The following is an 18408-nucleotide window of genomic DNA, read 5'->3' on the forward strand; positions in this document are numbered from 1 at the left end:
GCAAGTTTTGTGCCGGTGAGAGTGCCTATTTCGAGGGCTCACCGAGCGACAGCATCAGCCGGTTCGCCCAGTTGAAGAACGAGGCGCCATTAATGACGTCGACGATTTCGGCATCGTCGAGGCCCGCGCTGCGCAGCTCCGCGATATTGTCAGGGCCGAACGCAATCGGCGTCGCAGCAAGCGCCACCGAGGCCTTGACCACGGCGTTCCAGCGTTCACCGAGATCGGCGCTGACGCCTTCGTCGAGCAGCTTCTGCACGTCCTCACGGCGCTTGGAATAGGTGCTGGCGAAGCGCGCATGTACCGAGGCGCAATAGATGCAGCCGTTGTAGCGTGAGGTCGCAGCCGCGGCGAGCTCACGCTCGGCACGCGGCAAGCCGTCGGCGACGTTGTAGAAAATGTCCTTGTCGGTCTTGGTGCGGGCTTCCAGCACCTCCGGATCGCGCACCAACAGGCGGAAATATTCCGACTTGGCGCGGGCGCGATCGACCAAACCAGCGTAATGCCGCTCGGTCAGCTCGGCCTCGGGCAGCGGCTCGATCCAGGAGACCCAGCCAAGCTCATCCTGGGTGAAGACGACGGGCGGATTGACGGTGGCGCTCATGATGCGGCCTCCTCTTATGCGTTCGCTGCGGCGAGCGTGCGCAAGCCGCTGACGACCCGCACCTGAAACGACAGGAACGCGACGAGTTGCGAGAAGGTGACGATGCCGGTGCTCGACCAGCCGGCGGCAAGCAGCGCCTTCATGTCGGTGGACGCCGCATCGCGCGGCCGGAACACCAGGAGATGCGCATGCTCGAGCGCCGCGACGAGCCGGGCGCCGAGAACGGATTTGCTCGCCGCGCTCACGCGATAAATCAGACCGGCCGTGTTCTCGACCGACAGCGGACCTGAAGGAAACGAGCCATACGGACCCGAGGTCTTGCCCCGCGCGATCTCGGCGTCGATCGCTTCAAGCAGGGCCGCCCCACCCGCGCTCGCCGCAAGCTTCTCGCGATAGAAGGTCGCAACGGGGGATTCGCCATGGAGCCCGGCCACGAAGGCCGCGACCGCAGCTCGCTCCAGAAGCGAGAAATCGCCGGTGTCGATCGGCTCGAACAGGGAGAGATAGCTCTTTTGCGCGTTGTCGCGCGCCTGCAGGCGCCGTGCGCGGATGGTGTCCAGCGCCGATCCCGGCTTGATCCCGGCGAGCGTGTCGATGATGTCAGGCGTACTCATCATAAGGCCTCGTACAATCCAAAAAAAATCCCGACTAGCCTGCCAGCGCCACGTCGGGCGCCGTCCGGGTCCAGCCCAGTGCCGGCGCGACCTTGTCCGCGACCAGCTCGATCGAGCGCAGGACGTAGGGGTGCGGCGCATCGACCGAGTGAACCTGGAAGACCAGATCGGTTACCCGTTCCAGCGTCGCGTCGGTGCGCAGCGAGGCGATGACCTCGTCGGCGCCGCCGACATGGGTGTCGAACGCCGTGATCATCTCCTCCAGCGTCTCGCCGGGGGGAAGATGACCGCTCTTCATGAATTGCGGTAGCGCGCGGCGCAGGCCGATATCGGCCAGCCGCAGCGCCTCGCGATGATCGTCGGCGACGAACACGCTGCGCGAGGCCATGATGCGTGGCTCGGCGCCCGGCGGCAGTGCCGCGAGATAGGCGTCGATGATCGGGTTCTGGATCTCGGCGAGCGTGGCATTTGGCGCGTCCTTGGCCCGCGGCTGGGTGCGCGAGAGCAGCAGGCCGTCGCCGGCCTTGCCGGCCCGCGCGCCGCCCGCCACCGAGAATGTCGCCTGCCAGATGCGCTTGTCCAGTTGCGGCCGCTGCGGGTAGAGCGTGTCGCCGCCGTCGAGCGGCTTGCCGGTCAGCGCCTTGCGGACGACCTCGAGATTGCGCGCAAATATCTCGTTGCGCTGGGTGCCGTCGAGGCCGAAGGCGGCAAACGCCGACGGGTTGCCGCCGGTGCCGACCCCGAGTTCAAACCGGCCGTTGCAGAGCAGATCAAGCACCGCGGCGTCCTCCGCCACCCGCACCGCGCTCTCCAGCGGCAAGGTGACGATGCCGGTGCCGAGGCGAATGCGCGAGGTTTGGGCTGCGACATAGCCGAGGAAGGTGAAGGGCGACGGCAGGCCGCCCTCGCGCTCGTGAAAATGGTGCTGCGCGATCCACGCGGAGTCAAGACCCGCCTTCTCGGCTCGCACGATCTGCTCGGCGGCGAAGCGATATCGCTCCGCCGGCGGCGCCTCGTCGAGCAGCCGCGTGAAGAATCCCAGGCGTTTCAGGTTTGCAAAGCGTTTCATACGACCCCTGTCGGGCGAGGATGGCCACGGCCCCGATGATGTCGGTTGCCGCGGCCCGAGACAAGCGGGCAATGTGCAAGGCTGCCCGCCGGGATCGGTCCCCGCGCTGGACCTTAGCTAGGCAGATTGCCTACCAGCTCGGCAACACCGCGCCCTTGAACTTGGTGAGGATGAACTCCTTCACCTCGGGCGTGTGGTAGCTATCGACCAGGATCTTGACCCAGGGCTTGTCCTTGTCGGCACTGCGCACCGCGATCAGGTTGACATAGGGGCCCTTGGGGTCTTCCCGCAGGATCGGATCCTTGACGGGATCGAGGCCCGCCTGGGTTGCATAATTGGTGTTGATCGCGGCGGCGTCGACGTCGTCGAGCGCGCGCGGCGCCTGGGCCGCATCGACCTCGACGAATTTCAGCTTCTTGGGATTCTCGGTAACATCCAGCACGGTCGGCTTAAAGCCTGTACCGTCCTTCAGCTTGATCACGCCCTTGTCGCGCAAGAGCAGCAGCACGCGGCCGCCATTGGTCGGATCGTTGGGGATCGAGATCTTGCCGCCGTCGGGAATGTCGGCGAAAGCTTTGTGCTTCTTCGAATAGACGCCGATCGGGAAATTCACGGTGAGGCCGACCGACTCGATCTTGTAGCCGCGGTCGGCCTTCTGGTTGTCGAGATAAGGCTGGTTCTGGAACGAATTGGCCTGGATGTCGCCGGCATCGAGCGCCGCGTTCGGCACCACATAGTCGGAGAATTCGATGAGCTGGATGTCGAGCCCCTGCTTGGCGGCAACCGGCTTCACGGCCTCGAAGATCTGTGCATGCGGGCCCGGCGTCACGCCGATCTTGATGGTCTCGGCTCCTGCAGCGGCCGACCATACGGCGAGCATGGTCGAGAGGATCAGGGCGGAACGAAACGACATCTCTGGTCTCCGGCTATAACAACGGTGGGAACCGTCTTCCCCTGCCCGGAGCGCAAAATCAATGGAAAGAACGTTCATATTTTCCGCCTGCGGCGGGCGACGTTTCTCCGTGAGACGTCAAATGGGAAACGAATCCAGGGCCACGCGCCCGCTCTAGCCGCGATCGGCACGCCAGGTCGACGGCGACAGCATGATCAGCACGCAGATCGCAGCGTAGGCGGCGAGCGATATCGTGACCATGGTGGCAAGCCCCGTCATTCCCGCGCCGAAGCTCGCGACCGCGATCCAGCCGCCGCCGGCCGCGATCAGGATGCGCGCGAGCGAGCCGACGAGCGGGCCCAGCGCACGGCCAGTACCCTGGACCGCGAAGGACGTGACGAAGCCGAAGCCGAGCGCGGCATAGGCCGGCGCCACGATGCGTAAATAAGTCATGCCTTCGTTCACCACTTCCGCGTCGTGGCTGAAGAGCTGCAGCCAGGCGTTCGGAAAGATCGCGACCAGCAGGCCGATCGAGCCGGTCATAATCATGCCGGCGGCGCCGCTGACCCAGCCGATCCTCCGCGCACGCGCCGTCTGCCCTGCGCCCATGTTGACGCCGACCATGGTCAGCGTCGCCGTGCTGATGCCGAACAGCAGCGGGATCATGATATAGTCGACCCGCGAGGCGATGCCGTAGCCGGCGAGCGCGGAGGTGCCGAATAGTCCGACCGCGCCGGTCACGAGGATGACCGTGAGGTTGGTCAGCACCGCGTTGAAGGCGGTGGGGATGCCGACCTTCAACATGTCGCCGAAGATCTTTGCGCGCAGCGGCACGATGTGCAGCCTCAGGCCCGATGCGCCCGAAGACATGTAGCGCAGCAGAAACAGCATCGCCGCGCCGTAATAAAGGCCGAAGGCAATGCCGGCGCCGCCGATGCCGAGGCTTGGCACGGGGCCGAAGCCGAAGATCAGCAGCGGCGACACCGGGATCGTCACGATCGCGCCGATCAGCGTTACCAGCGCCGGCACTTTGACGTTGCCGGAGCCGCGCAGCGCCGCCGCCTGGAGATTGACGATCCAGACGGGAATCGCGCCTGCAAACAGATAACTCGAATAGGTGATGGCCGCATCGAGCGCGCCGTCGCGACCGCCGAGGGTGCCGAACAGCGCCGGGCCGCCGAAGTGCACCCCCAGCGTGAACAGCGCGCCTGCGATGATGGCAAGCACGATCGCATGGAACAGTGCCGCATCCGCATCGTCGCGGCGGCCGGCGCCGACCGCGCGCGCCACCGACGAGGCGACGCCGGAGCCGAACCCGCCGTTCGACATCATGGTCATCAGCATGAAGATCGGAAACACCAGCGCGGCACCGGCCAGCGCATCGGTGCCGAGATAGCCGACATAATAGGCCTCCGCGATATTGACCGCGGTCTGCGCCACCAGAACGGTCACGGTCGGCAGCGCGAGCTTGAGCAGCGTCGGCAGGATCGGTGCGGTCAGAAGCGCGCCGCGCCGCTGATCGGCGGATGTCGGCGTCTTGTGCGGCGCGGCCGCGCTGCGCGCCGGGGGCTCGATCGCGGACAAGGGCGGTGCGGCGACGTCCTCGACTGACATTCCTGAGGTCCTGTTGTCTTTCGGGGCCGCCGCCGGCGCGTCAACCATTGAATTACGACCATAATGCTTTATTATGATCGTAATGCAATAGAAGATCGCTCACGATCCTGTGGCCGGCACTTCCAGGCCGGCCGGCAAGAGGGAGTTAGGCCCCATGCGCTACGACAAGGGACACAAGGACGAAACCCGCCGGCACATCCTCGATGTCGCCTCCGCGCAGTTTCGCGAGAGCGGGATCGCCGCGGTCGGCCTCGCCGGCATCATGTCGGAGGCAGGCCTCACCAACGGCGCCTTCTACTCGCACTTCGCCTCCAAGGAGGAGCTGGTGCGGGAGGTGCTGACCGATGCGCTCACCCGGCGCGAAGAGCGGCACAAGGCCAATCTGGAAAACGGCGTCGCGCTCGAGACCACGATCCGTGACTATCTATCGACGCGGCACCGCGACCGCGCCGGGACCGGCTGCCCGATCGCCGCGCTGGTCGCCGAGATCGCACGGCATCCAAAGGCGACACGCGATGCCTTCACCGGCAAGGTCGCTGACATCATCGTGCTGATGGCGGAGCAGATCAGGCAAGGCCCCGCGAAAGAGCGTCGGCGCAGGGTAATCACGATCTACTCGACCATGGTCGGCGCACTTCAGTTGGCACGCGCGGTGAACGACAAGTCACTGTCCGACGAAATCCTGGAGAATGCGGTGGAAGCGGCGGTTGCTCTTGCGAGCGAACGCTGATGCGCTCGAATTGCCCGGCCGCCATCTGTGGCGGTTTGGAGGCAGCAGTAATGAATCTCTGGCCGTTGCAACACAGCGAAACTTGATGTGCCCTCGGCGGTCGGGTTAGCGTCTGCGCGCGGCCTTACAACTTCCCCAAGTTCGCTGAGTTCGCACTGGACCCGTCGCCTGAACCTCGTGTCAGGCGACGGTCCAGTTTCTTTCAAGACGGTCTAGTCAAGCCCCTCGACCGCCACCATGTGGCGCTCGGACGTGCCAATGGTGTATTTGAGCGCCTCCGAATATTCAGGCGAGTTGTAGCATTTCACCGCGGCATCGAGGCTCGGGAAACGCGCAACGATGCTGCGTTCGTAATTGCCGCCCTCGAGGATCACCTGCTTGCCGCCACGCGCGAGAAACACGCCGCCATGCTTCTCGATCGCAGGCCCGGCGAGGGCGGCGTACTTTCCGTAAGTTTCGGGATCGGTCACGTGAACGCGCGCGCACCAATAGGCAGACATGGCTCTTCCTTTACGATTGGGAGGACGAAAGTGTGGGCGCGCAGGCGCCGCTGTGACGGTCGAAACCGTTCAGATGCTCCAGCACAGCGCAGATCGACGCGGTATCCCGCGCCGCAAAGCCGAGCGCCTCGCCCGCGTGATAGAGCTGCTCGGCCGCAGCGTAGACCGGCAACGTACATCCGAGCTCGGCTGCGAAGCCCGAGATGATCGAGAGATCTTTCAGATGCGTCCGGATTGTCGCGGTCGGATTGTCGTAGTTCTCGTCGCGCATCAGCGGCCCGCGCATCTGGAACATGCGTGACGTCCCCGCGCTGTCGGCAAGCGTATCGTAGACCAGGCCGGGATCGATCCCGGCCTTCATGCCGAGCAGAATCGCTTCCGCCGCAGCGGCATTGTGGATCGTCACCAGATGATTGGCGATGTATTTCATGATGCTGCCGGTACCGAACCGGCCGAGATAAACCTGACGCCGCGACATCCCGGCCAAGGCCGGCCCGCAACGTTTGAACGCCTGCTCGTCGCCGCTGCCGAGGATCACGAGATCACCGGTTGCAGCCTGCGCACCGGTGCCGCTGACGGGACAATCGAGCAGGATCTTGCCAGCGCTCTCCATCGCGGCGAACGCCTCACGCTTGGCGGAGAGCGGCAGCGTCGAACATTCGATCAGAATCTGTCCGGAGCCAGTCGCGCCGGCGACGCTAGCTGCGGCCTCCGCGAGCGCGGCCGCGCTAGGGAGCGAGGCAAAGCTGATTGCCGCGGCCTCCACCACATCCCTCGGCGACGACAGCGCCTTGCCGCCCATGTCGGAAAGACGATCCCGTGCCGCCGGCACGGGATCGTAGCCAACCACGGCAAAGCCGGCCTTGATCAAATTCCCCGCCATGGCGGAGCCCATGATCCCGATGCCGAGCATGCCGATTGTTTCAGTCATGACGTCTCGTTTCTTGTTTTGATGAGCATACCCGGGTTCAGTTCTGCGCGGCCTTCTGGGCGTTGGCGAAAGGATAAACCAGGTCGCCGGACTTGTACTTCGGCGGGAAGATGATCACTTCCTTGCCGGCCTGGGTGAACTGCTGGATGTCGTTGCCCTTGATGTTGCGGAATTGCACCGCGAACATCCGCGGTTCGACCCACTCGCCATCAGGACCGAAGGTGATGTCGCCGACCACGGTCTGGAACGTGTTGCCATGGATGTAGCTGATCAGCTTCTGTTGATCGACGCCGCCGGTCTTGGTCACGGCCTCGCCGAGGACCTGGAGCGCCGAGTAGACGAACGCCGGCACGTAATAGCCGAGTGCGTCGACGCCGACCTCCGCCGCTTTGGCCTGGTACTTCTTCAGCATGTCCTCGATCCCCGGGAATTTGACGGTCGGCTCGGGGATGTACTGCTCGAAGGAGACCACGCCATTCAGCGCCTCGCCGAGTTGCTGCTTGATCGCGGCATATTGGGTTCCGACCATCGCGCCGCCGAACACCTTTGGCTCGAGATTGATCTCGTGCGCGGTGCGGATGATGCCGACCGTATCGGACGGATAGGACGCGACGAACACCAGGTCCGGCGACGTCGCCTGCAGCGCCTTCAGCACCGGCGTGAAATTCACCGTCGTCGGCGGATAGACCTTGTCGTAGACAATGGTGAGGCCGAGCCGCTTGGCCTGCATGCGGGCGCCTTCCAGTGCATTCTTGGAGAACTCCGCGTCAGCGCCGACCAGCGCCACCGTGGTCGGCTTCGGGTCCATCGCGATCGCGTTCTCGAAGAAGCCGCGCGTCAGCGAGTCCTTGCCGTTCGGACCATAGGGCTGGATCTGGAAATAGCCGGGATATTTGAACTGCTCGTTGATGGCGAGCGCGAACATGCCCATGATCAGCCGCTTGTGCTGGATGATCGTCGGCATCGCCGGCGCAGTCTGGTTGGTGTTGTTCGACAGCAAGAGATCAACCTTGTCGACGTCGAGCAGCTTGGAATAGATGCCGGGCACGAGGCCGGGATTGCTCTGGTCATCATAAGGCACGAGCTCGACCTGCCGGCCGATCAGGCCGCCGGCCTTGTTGACCTCGTCGGCCCAGATCTGCGCGCCGAGCAGCGCCGCCTTGCCGTTGCCGGCGAGCGGTCCGGTCAATTGGATGCCGAAGCCGATCTTGATCGGATCCGCCGCGCGCGCCGCATCGCTGGACACATAGAGTGCGGCAATTATTGTCGAGAGCGCCAGTGCAACGCCCCTCAAGCCAGTCAGCCGAAACATCCTCACGTCGTCCTCCCTGTTTTATGTTTTGGGTTCTACATGCCGAGATAATGCTGTCGTATCAGGTCGCTCTGCCGCATCTCTTCAGGGCTCTCGCCCCGGAAGGCGATCTCGCCGTGGACGATCACATAGCCCTTGTCGGCGATCCGCATGGCTTGCGTAAAGTTCTGCTCCGCCATCAGCACGGTCAGATGATAGCGCTCCTTCAGCTGCGCAATCATGTCGATGGTGCGGCTGACGAACAGCGGCGCGAGCCCGACGGAGGGCTCGTCGACGATCAAGATGCTCGGCGCCGACATCAGCGCGCGTCCCAGTGCCAGCATCTGCTGCTCGCCACCGCTCATGGTGCCGGCGAGCTGCGCGCGCCGTTCCGCAAGCCGCGGGAACGCCTCATAGCAATAGGCCATGTTGTCCTTCAGCCGCGCCCGCGCCGTCGGACGGTAAGCGCCGAGCAGCAAATTCTCCTCGACCGTGAGGCGCGGAAACAGCCGCCGTCCCTCAGGCACCAGCGCCACGCCGAGGTCGATGATCTCCTCGGTCTCCTTGCCGATGAGATCGTGGTCTTTCCCGTCGATGGTCGCGACGATGCGGCCTGAGCTCGGCCGTACGACGCCCATGATGGTCTTGATCAGCGTGCTCTTGCCGTTGCCGTTGGTGCCGAGCAGCGTCACCGTCTCGCGGGCGCCAACGTTCAGTGACACGTTATGGAGGACGCGCACCGATCCGTAACCGGCATTGATGTTGTCGATGCGGATGCTACTGGCCAAGATACGCCCCTATCACCCGCTCGTCGGCGATCACGTCCTTCGGCGCACCGTCCGCGATCTTCTCGCCGGCGACGAGCACCACGAGCCGCTCCGAGAATGCCATTACGGCGCGCATGATGTGCTCGATGAAGATCACGGCGACGCCGCGCTTGTTGAGCGCGAGCAGCAGCGCCAGGATCTCATCCACCTCCGAATGCGACAGGCCCGCCAGGGCCTCGTCCGACACCAGCAGCGTCGGGTCCGTTGCCATGGCGCGCGCGAGCTCGAGCTTGCGCATCTCGACCTGGGTCAGATCGCCCGGCAGCCGATGCAGCTTGCCGCCAAGGCCGAACTCGCCGAGCAGCTCCGTGCTGCGCGCGCGGATCTGCTGCTCGGTCAGATGCGTGCCGCCGCGCGCGTTGACGGCGTAGACCAGCGGGATGCGCAAATTGTCGAGCAGCGACAGGCTGTGGAACGGCCGCGGCAGCTGGAAGCTGCGGCCAAGCCCGAGCCGCGCGCGCTGATAGGACGAGAGATGATCGATCGCCCTGCCCGCGAACGAAATCGAGCCGCCATCCGTCTTCAGCGCGCCGCACAGGCAGTTGGTCAGCGTGCTCTTGCCCGAGCCGTTAGGGCCGATCAAGCCGAGCCGCTCGCCGGGCCGGACCGCGAGATCGACACTGTTCAGTGCGACAAAGCCGCCGAAGCGCTTGGTGATGCCGCGTGCATCGAGGATCAGCTCCTTCGCCACAGCTGGGCTCGCCTCGATCGTCATTGGCTGCTCCGCTTCTCGGTCACGAGCATCGCTGCGAGCGGGTTGGTCTCGGGATCGACCTTCTTGCCCCCTAAGGACCGGATCAGTCCCAGAATTCCGTTCGGCGCGGCGATCACGAAGATCACGAGCAGCACGCCGACCACGAGCAGATTGACCGACGACGAAATCAAGACCGTCATCGCCTGTTGCATGGTGCCGAGCAGGACCGCGCCGATCACCGGCCCGAGCCAACTCGTGGTGCCTCCGACCAGCGGCATCGCGACGCTGTTGACGGTGTAAGCGAGGCTGAACGAGGAGGTCGGCTCGACATAGGTCAAATAGAACGGCAGCGGCGCGCCGGCCATGCCCATCAACGCGCCGCTGATGGCCGCGGCGACCAGCTTCAGCCGCAGCACCGGAACGCCGGATGCGGCAGCCGCCGTTTCGTCGTCGCGAATGGCGGCAAGGCCGAAGCCGAAGGTCGAGCGTTCGATGACGCGCGCGATGACGACGGAAGCGACCGCGAGCACCGTCATCACGAAGAATAGATAGGCGACGTAGCTGCCGAACACCGGAACATCGGTCGGCCGCATGATGTAGATGCCGCGCGAGCCGCCGACATAGTCCCAATTTGTGATGAAGGTCTGGACCACGACCGAGAGCGCCAGCGTTGCGATGGTGAAGTAGACGCCGCGCAGGCGGATCGTCAGGTAGCCCATGGCGAGGCCGACGGCGCCGCAGAGCACGCCTGCAATCGGGATCAGCACCGGAATCGGCAGGTCCAGCCATTTGTTCAGCGCCGCGGCGCTGTAGAGCCCGATGGCGAGGAATGCCGTCGTGCCGAAATTGACGTAGCCGACATAGCCGCCCAGGATGTTCCAGGCCGTCGCCAGCACGACATATTGAAGGACGAAGTACGCCGCGAACACATAATATTCGTTGGTCACGAACGTGCTGGCTACGACCAGCGCGACGCCGACCAGGCAGGCAAGCAGGATGAAGCGCCCGTTCGACATCAGGCTCTCCCGAACAGGCCGGCGGGCCTGACCACCAGTGCAATCAGCAGGAAGCCGAACGCGATCGCGGGCGACCATGACGGACCGTAGAACGTCGCCGTGATGCTCTCGGCGACGCCGACGATCACGGCCGCGATGAAGGTGCCCGGCAACGAGCCGACCCCGCCGAGCACGCAGATCGCAAAGATTCTCCCGATATAGTCGCGGCCCATCGACGGCTCGACCGGCTGGAGAATGATGAGGAAGACACCGGCCATCGCCGCCGTCGCAGTAGAGAGCCCGAAGGCGATGCGCTTGATGCGGACGGGTGCCGCGCCCATCAATTGGAGCGCGAACTTGTCCTGGGCAACGGCCATGATAGCGCGCCCGGTGAAGGTGCGCGTGAAAAAGATTTGCAGGCCGACCAGGAGCAGCACGGAGGCCAGGAACGGAATCAGCATCCGGACCGGCACCGAGACCGGTCCGATATTGTAGGACGGCCCGATATAGGGCGCCTCGACCAGACGGTAGTCGACGCCAAAGATCAGCTGAAGGCCGACCTCGGTGATGAAGAGCAGGCCGAAGAAGAACGCGAGGCCGCGGATCAGCTGCGTACCGCGCCGCTCGAAGGCGAATTCATAGGCGGTGTAGAGCAGCGTGCCGAGAAAATAGAACGGAACGGTCGCGAGTACGCCGACCAGGATCGGATCCCAGCCGAACTGGGAGTTCAGCACGTAGGCGATGAACGAGCCGAGCAGAATCAGCGCCGGATGGGCGATATTGCTGATGCCGAGCATGCCGAACGCGATCGAGATGCCGACCGCCATGGCGGCGTAGAAGCCGCCGACGAGAACGCCTGATACGATGGAATCGAGCAATAATCCTGCGACTTGACCCATCCGCTCCCGGCCCTCCTCCTGTTTGCGTACGCAACCGACGTTCTTGTTTTCGTTTTCGCAGAGTCACATGGAAGCGGCTGTCCGCCTCCATCAGAATAGTCAGGGTATGAGCAGCGACGACCCCTTGGTGGATCCGGCCTCGAGATCACGGTGCGCCACCGCCGCCTCGGACAGTGCATAGCGATGCCCGATCATCGGCTTGATCACGCCCTTGCCGACCAGGTCGAACACAGCGGCGGCCGAGGCCACGAGATCCTCGCGCGCGGCGATGTAGGTCGCAAGCGTCGGCCGCGTATAATAGAGAGATCCGTTCTTCTGGAGCAATGCCGCCTCGAGCGGCGGCGGCGCGCCGGTGGTCGCACCGAAGGTGACGAAGAAGCCGCGCGGGGCGAGCGAGGCCAGCGTCGCCTCAAAACTGTCCCTGCCGACGGAATCATAGGCAATCGCGACGCCTTTGCCGCCAGTCAGCGCCTTCACCTGCTCGGGGATGCGTTCGGTCTTGCGATCGATCACCGCATCGTAGCCGTGCGCGAGCGCGAGCTCCGCCTTCTTCCCACCGCTGGTGACGCCGATCATGCGTGCACCGAGATGCTTGCCCCATTGGCCGGCGATCAGACCGACGCCGCCGGAAGCCGCGTAGAACAGGACCTGCTGCCCCGGCTTGACTGCAACGCAGCGGTTCAAAAGGTACTCCGCCGTCATGCCCTTCATCAGCACGGCCGCGGCGGCCTCATCACTCACGGATTGCGGAATGGGAACGAGGCGTGCGGCCGGCATCAGGCGGTGGGTCGCATAGGCGCCCGGCGCCGAGCCGCCATAGGCGACGCGGTCGCCGGCTTTGAACTCGGTCACGCCCTCGCCGACGGCCTCGACAACGCCAGCGGCTTCCGCGCCGAGGCCAGCCGGCAGATCCAGCGCATAGGAGCCGTCGCGGAAATAGACGTCGATGAAGTTGAGGCCGATCGCGGTCTGCCGCATCAACACCTCGCCCTTGCCGGGCGCGGCCAGCTCGACCGTCGCCAGCTTCAGAACTTCAGGGCCGCCCTGCGCGGCCACGCGAATTGCCTTGGCTTTCGTACCCATACAAGAATTCCCTTGTCCCAATCCTGCCGGGCTACGATGCCATCTTGATGTCAGCGCCGTGCGGAGCCTTCAGCCGCACGCTGTCAGGCACCGCGAGAGGCATGTTGGCGCTGTCGAGAAACTCGACCGTGGTGAACAGCAGGTCCGTGGTGCCGATGTTTTCGACCGCATGCACCATGTACTCGCCGGCGCCGAAGGCGAGATGCCTGGTCTCGCCCTTGAAATGCTCGACATCGACGATGCGGCCATCCTCGAAATAGCCGCGCGCCTTCCCCGGATTATGCGCAGTCCAGAAATAGGTCAGCACGTGGCGATGGAAGCCGCAGCGCTTGCCGGGCGCAATCGACAGGTGCCAGACGCGCACGCGATCGGTCTCCGACACCAGCACGCTGCCGACGCAGCCGCTGTTGCGCCCTTCCTCGTATTCGCGCTGCACTTCGACGGGCCAATGAGCGCGGGGATTTGAGTCCGACATGAGCCGTTTCCTTCCAGATGCTAGCAATTGTCGTGGAGTGACGTCGTCACGCCACTTCCTTCCTGGTCTGGGTGACGCCGCCGCGGGTCTTAACCACGACCTTGATGGCGTCGTCGATACGATTGCGCGCGTAGTGCAGCGCCATCGGCAGGTCCGCGAGCGGGAATGTATGGGTGTGGATCAGCGTCGCGTCGAACCGCTTCTCCGCCATCAGCGCCATGGCGCGGTGGGTGGCGCTCTTGCCCTCGCCGCGGATGCCGTAAACATAGATGTTGTTCTTCACGAGAGCACCGATATCGGCGAGCACCGGCTCGTGCGGAAATGCGGCGAGGCAAATTTTTCCGCCGCGATTGACCATCTTGGCGGCTTCGTTGATCGCCGTGTCGGTGCCGGCGCATTCGACGACATAATCGGCGCCGCGGCCCGTCATCTCCTTGACGACAGAGACGAGATCCTCGTTTCGCACGTTGACGACGCGATCGGCACCGAGCTTGGTGCCGATGGCAAGCCGCGCATCGCGGGTGCCCGACAGGATCACCGGGCTCGCGCCGAGCGCCTTGGCGACGGCCACTGCAAGAAGCCCGATCGGCCCCGGCCCGGTGACGACCACGCTCTCGCCGGCCACGAGGCCGCCAAGCTCCGTGAGGCCGTACATCGAGGTGCCGGCGGTGACCACCAGCGTCGCCTCCTCGTCGCTCATGTCGTCGGGCACGCGCGACAGCGTGTTGATGTGGTTGACGGCATATTCGGCGAAGCCGCCATCGGTGGTGAAGCCGTTGGCGCGATGGCCCTTGTCGACATCGCCGTAGTTCAGGCCGTAGTTGTGGCAGGAGGTGTACATGCCCTGCCGGCAGCGCTTGCACTGCCCGCAGCCGGCATGGATCTCGACCGTGACGCGCTCGCCGATCCTGTATTCGTCGACGCCGGGACCGAGCGCGGCGACCGTGCCCATATATTCGTGGCCGGGCGTGAAATTCTTGTTGAAGGGCGGACCGCCATGGATCAGCGCCGGCGTGCCATGCTCGATGATCTCCAGATCCGTTGCGCAGATCGCAACCGCATCGATGCGCACCAACACCTCCGCGCGCTTCGGCATCGGCACCGGCTTTTCAGAGAGACGCAGCTGGCCGGGGTCGCCCAGCACCCAGGCCTTCATCATATCAGGAAGCGGCATGTCGGTTGACGTGCGAACGCTGGCAGCCTCGACCATCGCAACGACCCTCACCTATTGGTCAACCAATTTCACAATTGGCTTTTTGATTGGTTGGAGCCTCGCTTTCAAATCCACTGCTGTCAACGTCTAACTTCCATCACCGTCGTTTTGGTCTTGCATTTGTGAACGCAATAGGCGTGAAATAGAGATTGGTTGATATTGGTTGCGGGAGAGGACTGGACCCGTGTTCGATTTGTTGGCTCGATTGACTGAAGGCGGTCCCGGCACGCGCCTTCCTCCGGAGCGACAACTCGCGGCGCAATTCGGCGTTTCACGCAACGAGATCCGCAAGGCGCTTGCGCGCCTCGAACTCGACGGCCGCCTCTCGCGCGAGGTCGGCCGCGGCACATTCATCCGCGCGCCCGCGGACAACGGCAGCGCCAATCTCGCCGCGCTGCGCGACAGCACCAGCCCGCGCAACGCGATGGAGGCAAGGCTCGTACTGGAGCCGGAGATCGCCAGCCTCGCCGCGGTCAACGCCACCTTCAAGCAGATCGAAGGCATGCGCGTGCTGGCGCGGCAGATGCGCGAGGCCGAAACGTGGAAGGACTACGAGACGCTGGACGGGCGGCTGCACCGCCTGATCGCGGAGGCAACTGGAAATCCGCTGCTGTCGGCGATTCATCGGACAGTCGACGACGTCCGGCGCGCCGTGGTGTGGCGATGGCTCGACACCAGGCCGGAGCGACCGCCGGAGGATTATTCCTCCTTTGCCGAGCACGACGCGCTGATCGATGCGATCGAGCAGCGCGATCGCATGCGCGCGATGGAGGCGATGCGCCGGCATCTGCGAACCACAATGGACAAGCTGATGGGAACGCAGGCCTGATGTCCCACATAAAAACAACAAGGTGCCGGCCATGAAACTGGGCTTCTTCACGATGCCGATCCATCCGCTGGAGAAGGACTGGCGACAGTCCCTGCAGGAGGACCGCGAGGCGTTTCTGCTGGCCGACGAGCTCGGTTTCAGCGAGGCCTATGTCGGTGAGCATGTCACCGACCGGGCCGAGAACATCACCTCATGCATCGCGTTCCTGGCCTGGATTGCGGCTGCAACGAAGCAGATCAAGCTCGGCACCGGCACCGTCAACATGCCGAACGTTCATCCGGCCACCGTCGCCGCCACCATCGCGATGCTGGACCACATGCTCGACGGCCGCCTGATCTTCGGCATCAGCCCGGGCGGCCTGCTCTCGGATGCCGAGCTGTTCGGCACGCTCGAGCGCGACCGCAACGCCATGTTCCTCGAGGCGATCAACCAGGTGCTGCAAATCTGGGCGAGCGAACCGCCCTACGATATCAGGGGCCAGTTCTGGAACATCACGACCGAGAAGACGCTGATGGCCGACATCGGCCAGGGTTTTATCGCGCAGCCCTTGCAGCGGCCGCATCCGCCGATCGTCGTCACTGCCGTCGCGCCGTTCTCCAAAGGGGTTACTGAGGCCGCGGCGCGCGGCTGGGATCCGATCTCGGCCAACTTCCTGATGCCGAAGTGGGTGAAGAGCCATTGGCCGAAATATGTCGAAGGCTGCGAGCGCGTCGGCAGGACGGTCGATTCCGGCAATTGGCGCGTGGCAAAGAGCGTGTTCGTCGCCGAGGACATGGCGACCGCCAAGGCTTACGCCACCGATCCCGACAGCCCTTACGTCTATTACTACCGCTCGCTCTTCACCAAGCTGAAGCGCAATGGGCGCATCGAGCTGTTCAAGACGCGACGTGACCAGCCGGATGACGAGGTCACGCTCGAATCCGTCTGCGAGAAGCTGATCATCTACGGCACGCCCGACAGCGTTGCCGACCAGATCCTGGCGTTTCAGGAGGAGGTCGGCGAATTCGGCACGCTGCTCTATGCCGGCAAGGATTGGCGCGATCGCGAGCTTGGGCGCCGCTCGATGATCCTGATGGCCGAGCAGGTGATGCCGCGCGTCACCGCCGGTACAAAATAGTCTCAGCCCAGCACGACAGGAAGCTCACGATGGCCCTCAGTGACCGCATTCCCTATCAGGCCCTGATCGACCGGCCGAAGCTGAAGCTGCCGAACGGCAAGCGGCTTGCGGTCTGGGTGATCCTCAATGTCGAGGAGTGGCGGATCGAGAACGCGATGCCGCGCGTCGTCCTGAGCCCGCCGATGGGACAGCCGCTGCTGCCTGACGTGCCGAACTGGTCATGGCACGAATACGGCATGCGCGCGGGCTTCTGGCGGCAATTCAAGGCGCTGACGGATCGCAACATGAAGGTGACGCTCGCCGCGAATGCCGATGTCTGCAACGCCTATCCGCGCGTCGCTTCCGCCGCGCGCGAGGCCGGCTTCGAATTCATGGGGCACGGCTTCATGCAGGGCCCGATGCACCGGCTTCCCGACCAGGCCGATGCGATCAAGCGATCGGTCGAGACCATCGCCAACTTCACCGGGCGCGCGCCGCGCTCATGGGAGTCTCCGGGCCTGACCGAGACCGAGGAAACGCTCGACCTGCTGCGCCTCAACGGCATCGACTATGTCGCGGACTGGGTGATCGACGATCTGCCGCAGGACATCGCGACGCCACACGGCACCATCACGACGATCCCCTATACGGTCGAGACCAACGACATCGTCGTTCATGCGCTCCAGCATCTGCCGTCGGACCAGTTCTTGAAGCGCGGCATCGATCAATTCGACCGGCTGTATCTCGAAGGCGCGGACAATGCGCGGGTGATGGCGATCTCGATCCATCCCTACATCACCGGCGTGCCGCACCGGATCAAATACCTCGAACAGCTGCTCGACTACGTCATCGACCATGACGGCGTCGCGCTGATGACGGCGAGCGAGATCGGCGACTGGTATCGCGCCGAGATGACGCGGGTCTGACGCAGGCGACCGCGCCTGCCGGCCGCACGCGCCTCCTTTGCGCGCCCGCGGACTATTTCCGGCGCATCGCACCGGATCGCGCATCGAATCGGGCGACCGGCCGATCCATCTGCCAAAGCTCGATATCGTGGCCGTCGACGAGCTTTTGGGCACGGGTGATAGCGGCGTCATCATCGCTGCAATCCAGTTGGATCACGCCGATCGCTCGATCGTGTCGCCCGACGATCAATGCACGGTAAGCGGACATTTTGACCTCCAGGTCATGTGTCAAAGCCAGCATTCGTCCGGAAGATGACGCTGACGGCATTTAAATTCGATGGGGATCGCACCCTTCAGTTTTAGGCGCGGCATAAGTTTTTGCCTGGCGGCGAGATCGCATCCTATGCCGCTCATATACGGCGAGCGCCGGGGCAATCTCGAAATCATACTGCATCCGGCACCATATCGGCGGCGTCACGCACATTCGCGTGACGCCTGGCGGGCCTCTCCTGCCGGGCAGCAACGAACGTACCGGTGAACTCATGTCTACCCCTCTTGTCGGCGACAGGATCCTCGATCCGATGATGGCGATCACGGGCTGCACGGCGCGCCAGCGCATCATTGTGATCGGCGCGAAAAGCATGGAATTGATGATGGCGCTGCACCGCCGCGGGTACCTGCAGGCGGCTGCGGCAGGCAATTGCGGCGTTCCGGCCGGCCAGTATGAGGTCGCGCTGGTCGATTGGCGGCGGCGCACGCTGAATGCGCTGGATACGACAATGGACTGGCTCAACAATTTCCTCAGTCCGCGTGCCGTGCTCGCGATCTGGGTCGATGCACAGAAGCCGGCCGCGAAAGACAATCTCCGCGCCGCCGTGAGCAGGCACGGCTTTATCGTTCTGCAAGGCGCCGAGCATCCGTGTGGCAGCATGCTGTTGGCGCGACGTTCGCAGGCCTATCCCTTCCAGCAGGCGGCGTAAGCGGGAGACCAGCAGATGTTGAGATCCAGGATACGACGCGCCGTCATTCGCGAGTGGATGGCCCTTCCGCCGGCTCAGCGACGCTCCGGCGAGCAGGCCACAGCCTTTGCAAAGGGCGCAATCGTACGGCACGCGCTGCCCCGCAGTCGGCTGACGCCGCAGAGCGT

The 18408-nt window shown here is 64.3% G+C and carries 21 protein-coding genes; 5 read left to right on the plus strand and 16 right to left on the minus strand.

Annotated features, from left to right (window positions below):
* Nucleotides 1-25: 25 nt before the first annotated feature.
* The 5 genes from ACLFLU_RS33580 to ACLFLU_RS33600 all read right to left on the minus strand — a co-directional run bounded on the left by ACLFLU_RS33580 (nucleotide 26) and on the right by ACLFLU_RS33600 (nucleotide 4793).
* Entirely contained in the window at nucleotides 26-604 is a 579-nt protein-coding gene (locus tag ACLFLU_RS33580; RefSeq protein WP_426408990.1) for an alkylhydroperoxidase domain protein, read from the minus strand.
* A gap of 14 nt (nucleotides 605-618) precedes the next feature.
* Complete coding sequence (locus tag ACLFLU_RS33585; protein ID WP_426408991.1) at nucleotides 619-1218, minus strand: CMD domain protein; 600 nt, start codon at nucleotides 1216-1218, stop codon at nucleotides 619-621.
* Between the two features lie 34 nt (nucleotides 1219-1252).
* Nucleotides 1253-2287, minus strand: coding sequence for a putative FMN-dependent luciferase-like monooxygenase (locus ACLFLU_RS33590; RefSeq protein WP_426408992.1), 1035 nt, complete (start codon nucleotides 2285-2287; stop codon nucleotides 1253-1255).
* 130 nt (nucleotides 2288-2417) lie between these two features.
* Nucleotides 2418-3200, minus strand: coding sequence for a MetQ/NlpA family ABC transporter substrate-binding protein (locus tag ACLFLU_RS33595; protein ID WP_426408993.1), 783 nt, complete (start codon nucleotides 3198-3200; stop codon nucleotides 2418-2420).
* Nucleotides 3201-3353: 153 nt separating this feature from the next.
* Nucleotides 3354-4793 carry an MATE family efflux transporter gene (locus ACLFLU_RS33600; RefSeq protein ID WP_426408994.1) on the minus strand — a complete coding sequence of 480 codons (1440 nt, stop codon included), beginning with the start codon at nucleotides 4791-4793 and terminating at the stop codon, nucleotides 3354-3356.
* A 154-nt stretch (nucleotides 4794-4947) separates the two neighbouring features.
* Here ACLFLU_RS33600 and ACLFLU_RS33605 point away from each other — a divergent pair, with 154 nt between their 5' ends.
* Nucleotides 4948-5523: a TetR family transcriptional regulator gene (locus ACLFLU_RS33605; RefSeq protein WP_426408995.1), complete on the plus strand. Its 576-nt coding sequence runs from the start codon at nucleotides 4948-4950 to the stop codon at nucleotides 5521-5523.
* A 212-nt stretch (nucleotides 5524-5735) separates the two neighbouring features.
* On the opposite strand, the gene ACLFLU_RS33610 is transcribed toward ACLFLU_RS33605, so the two are convergent.
* The 10 genes from ACLFLU_RS33610 to ACLFLU_RS33655 form a co-directional block, all read right to left on the minus strand.
* On the minus strand, nucleotides 5736-6023 hold the full coding sequence (locus tag ACLFLU_RS33610) for a DUF1330 domain-containing protein (RefSeq protein ID WP_234680289.1): 288 nt from the start codon (nucleotides 6021-6023) through the stop codon (nucleotides 5736-5738).
* Between the two features lie 10 nt (nucleotides 6024-6033).
* Nucleotides 6034-6954: an NAD(P)-dependent oxidoreductase gene (locus tag ACLFLU_RS33615; protein ID WP_426408996.1), complete on the minus strand. Its 921-nt coding sequence runs from the start codon at nucleotides 6952-6954 to the stop codon at nucleotides 6034-6036.
* Nucleotides 6955-6991: 37 nt separating this feature from the next.
* Nucleotides 6992-8266, minus strand: coding sequence for an amino acid ABC transporter substrate-binding protein (locus ACLFLU_RS33620; protein ID WP_426408997.1), 1275 nt, complete (start codon nucleotides 8264-8266; stop codon nucleotides 6992-6994).
* A 35-nt stretch (nucleotides 8267-8301) separates the two neighbouring features.
* Nucleotides 8302-9033, minus strand: a complete 732-nt coding sequence (locus ACLFLU_RS33625; RefSeq protein WP_426408998.1) for an ABC transporter ATP-binding protein — start codon at nucleotides 9031-9033, stop codon at nucleotides 8302-8304.
* Nucleotides 9023-9787: an ABC transporter ATP-binding protein gene (locus ACLFLU_RS33630; protein WP_426408999.1), complete on the minus strand. Its 765-nt coding sequence runs from the start codon at nucleotides 9785-9787 to the stop codon at nucleotides 9023-9025. Before ACLFLU_RS33630 ends, ACLFLU_RS33625 begins: the two co-directional genes overlap by 11 nt.
* A complete protein-coding gene (locus ACLFLU_RS33635) occupies nucleotides 9784-10782 on the minus strand; it encodes a branched-chain amino acid ABC transporter permease (protein ID WP_426409000.1) in 999 nt (332 codons plus the stop codon). The genes ACLFLU_RS33630 and ACLFLU_RS33635 overlap by 4 nt, the downstream gene beginning before the upstream one ends.
* Nucleotides 10782-11660: a branched-chain amino acid ABC transporter permease gene (locus ACLFLU_RS33640; protein WP_426409001.1), complete on the minus strand. Its 879-nt coding sequence runs from the start codon at nucleotides 11658-11660 to the stop codon at nucleotides 10782-10784. The genes ACLFLU_RS33635 and ACLFLU_RS33640 overlap by 1 nt, the downstream gene beginning before the upstream one ends.
* Before the next feature lie 99 nt (nucleotides 11661-11759).
* Complete coding sequence (locus tag ACLFLU_RS33645) at nucleotides 11760-12743, minus strand: quinone oxidoreductase family protein (protein ID WP_426409002.1); 984 nt, start codon at nucleotides 12741-12743, stop codon at nucleotides 11760-11762.
* Between the two features lie 31 nt (nucleotides 12744-12774).
* Nucleotides 12775-13218, minus strand: a complete 444-nt coding sequence (locus ACLFLU_RS33650) for a hypothetical protein (RefSeq protein WP_426409003.1) — start codon at nucleotides 13216-13218, stop codon at nucleotides 12775-12777.
* Nucleotides 13219-13264: 46 nt separating this feature from the next.
* Nucleotides 13265-14443 (minus strand): zinc-dependent alcohol dehydrogenase, encoded by a 1179-nt coding sequence (locus ACLFLU_RS33655; RefSeq protein ID WP_426409004.1) that lies wholly within the window; start codon nucleotides 14441-14443, stop codon nucleotides 13265-13267.
* A 172-nt stretch (nucleotides 14444-14615) separates the two neighbouring features.
* On the opposite strand from ACLFLU_RS33655, the gene ACLFLU_RS33660 reads away from it, so the two are divergent.
* From ACLFLU_RS33660 to ACLFLU_RS33670, 3 genes are read left to right on the plus strand one after another with little or no spacing between them, the layout of a single operon-like run.
* Nucleotides 14616-15260: a FadR/GntR family transcriptional regulator gene (locus ACLFLU_RS33660; RefSeq protein WP_426409005.1), complete on the plus strand. Its 645-nt coding sequence runs from the start codon at nucleotides 14616-14618 to the stop codon at nucleotides 15258-15260.
* Nucleotides 15261-15291: 31 nt separating this feature from the next.
* Nucleotides 15292-16377 carry an LLM class flavin-dependent oxidoreductase gene (locus tag ACLFLU_RS33665; protein WP_426409006.1) on the plus strand — a complete coding sequence of 362 codons (1086 nt, stop codon included), beginning with the start codon at nucleotides 15292-15294 and terminating at the stop codon, nucleotides 16375-16377.
* A gap of 29 nt (nucleotides 16378-16406) precedes the next feature.
* A complete protein-coding gene (locus tag ACLFLU_RS33670) occupies nucleotides 16407-17282 on the plus strand; it encodes a polysaccharide deacetylase family protein (RefSeq protein ID WP_426409007.1) in 876 nt (291 codons plus the stop codon).
* Between the two features lie 52 nt (nucleotides 17283-17334).
* On the opposite strand, the gene ACLFLU_RS33675 is transcribed toward ACLFLU_RS33670, so the two are convergent.
* On the minus strand, nucleotides 17335-17529 hold the full coding sequence (locus tag ACLFLU_RS33675) for a hypothetical protein (RefSeq protein ID WP_426409008.1): 195 nt from the start codon (nucleotides 17527-17529) through the stop codon (nucleotides 17335-17337).
* 274 nt (nucleotides 17530-17803) lie between these two features.
* On the opposite strand from ACLFLU_RS33675, the gene ACLFLU_RS33680 reads away from it, so the two are divergent.
* Nucleotides 17804-18241, plus strand: coding sequence for a hypothetical protein (locus ACLFLU_RS33680; protein ID WP_426409009.1), 438 nt, complete (start codon nucleotides 17804-17806; stop codon nucleotides 18239-18241).
* Nucleotides 18242-18408 lie beyond the last annotated feature (167 nt).

It is taken from the genome of Bradyrhizobium ganzhouense, assembly GCF_049949285.1.
GTDB lineage: Bacteria > Pseudomonadota > Alphaproteobacteria > Rhizobiales > Xanthobacteraceae > Bradyrhizobium > Bradyrhizobium ganzhouense.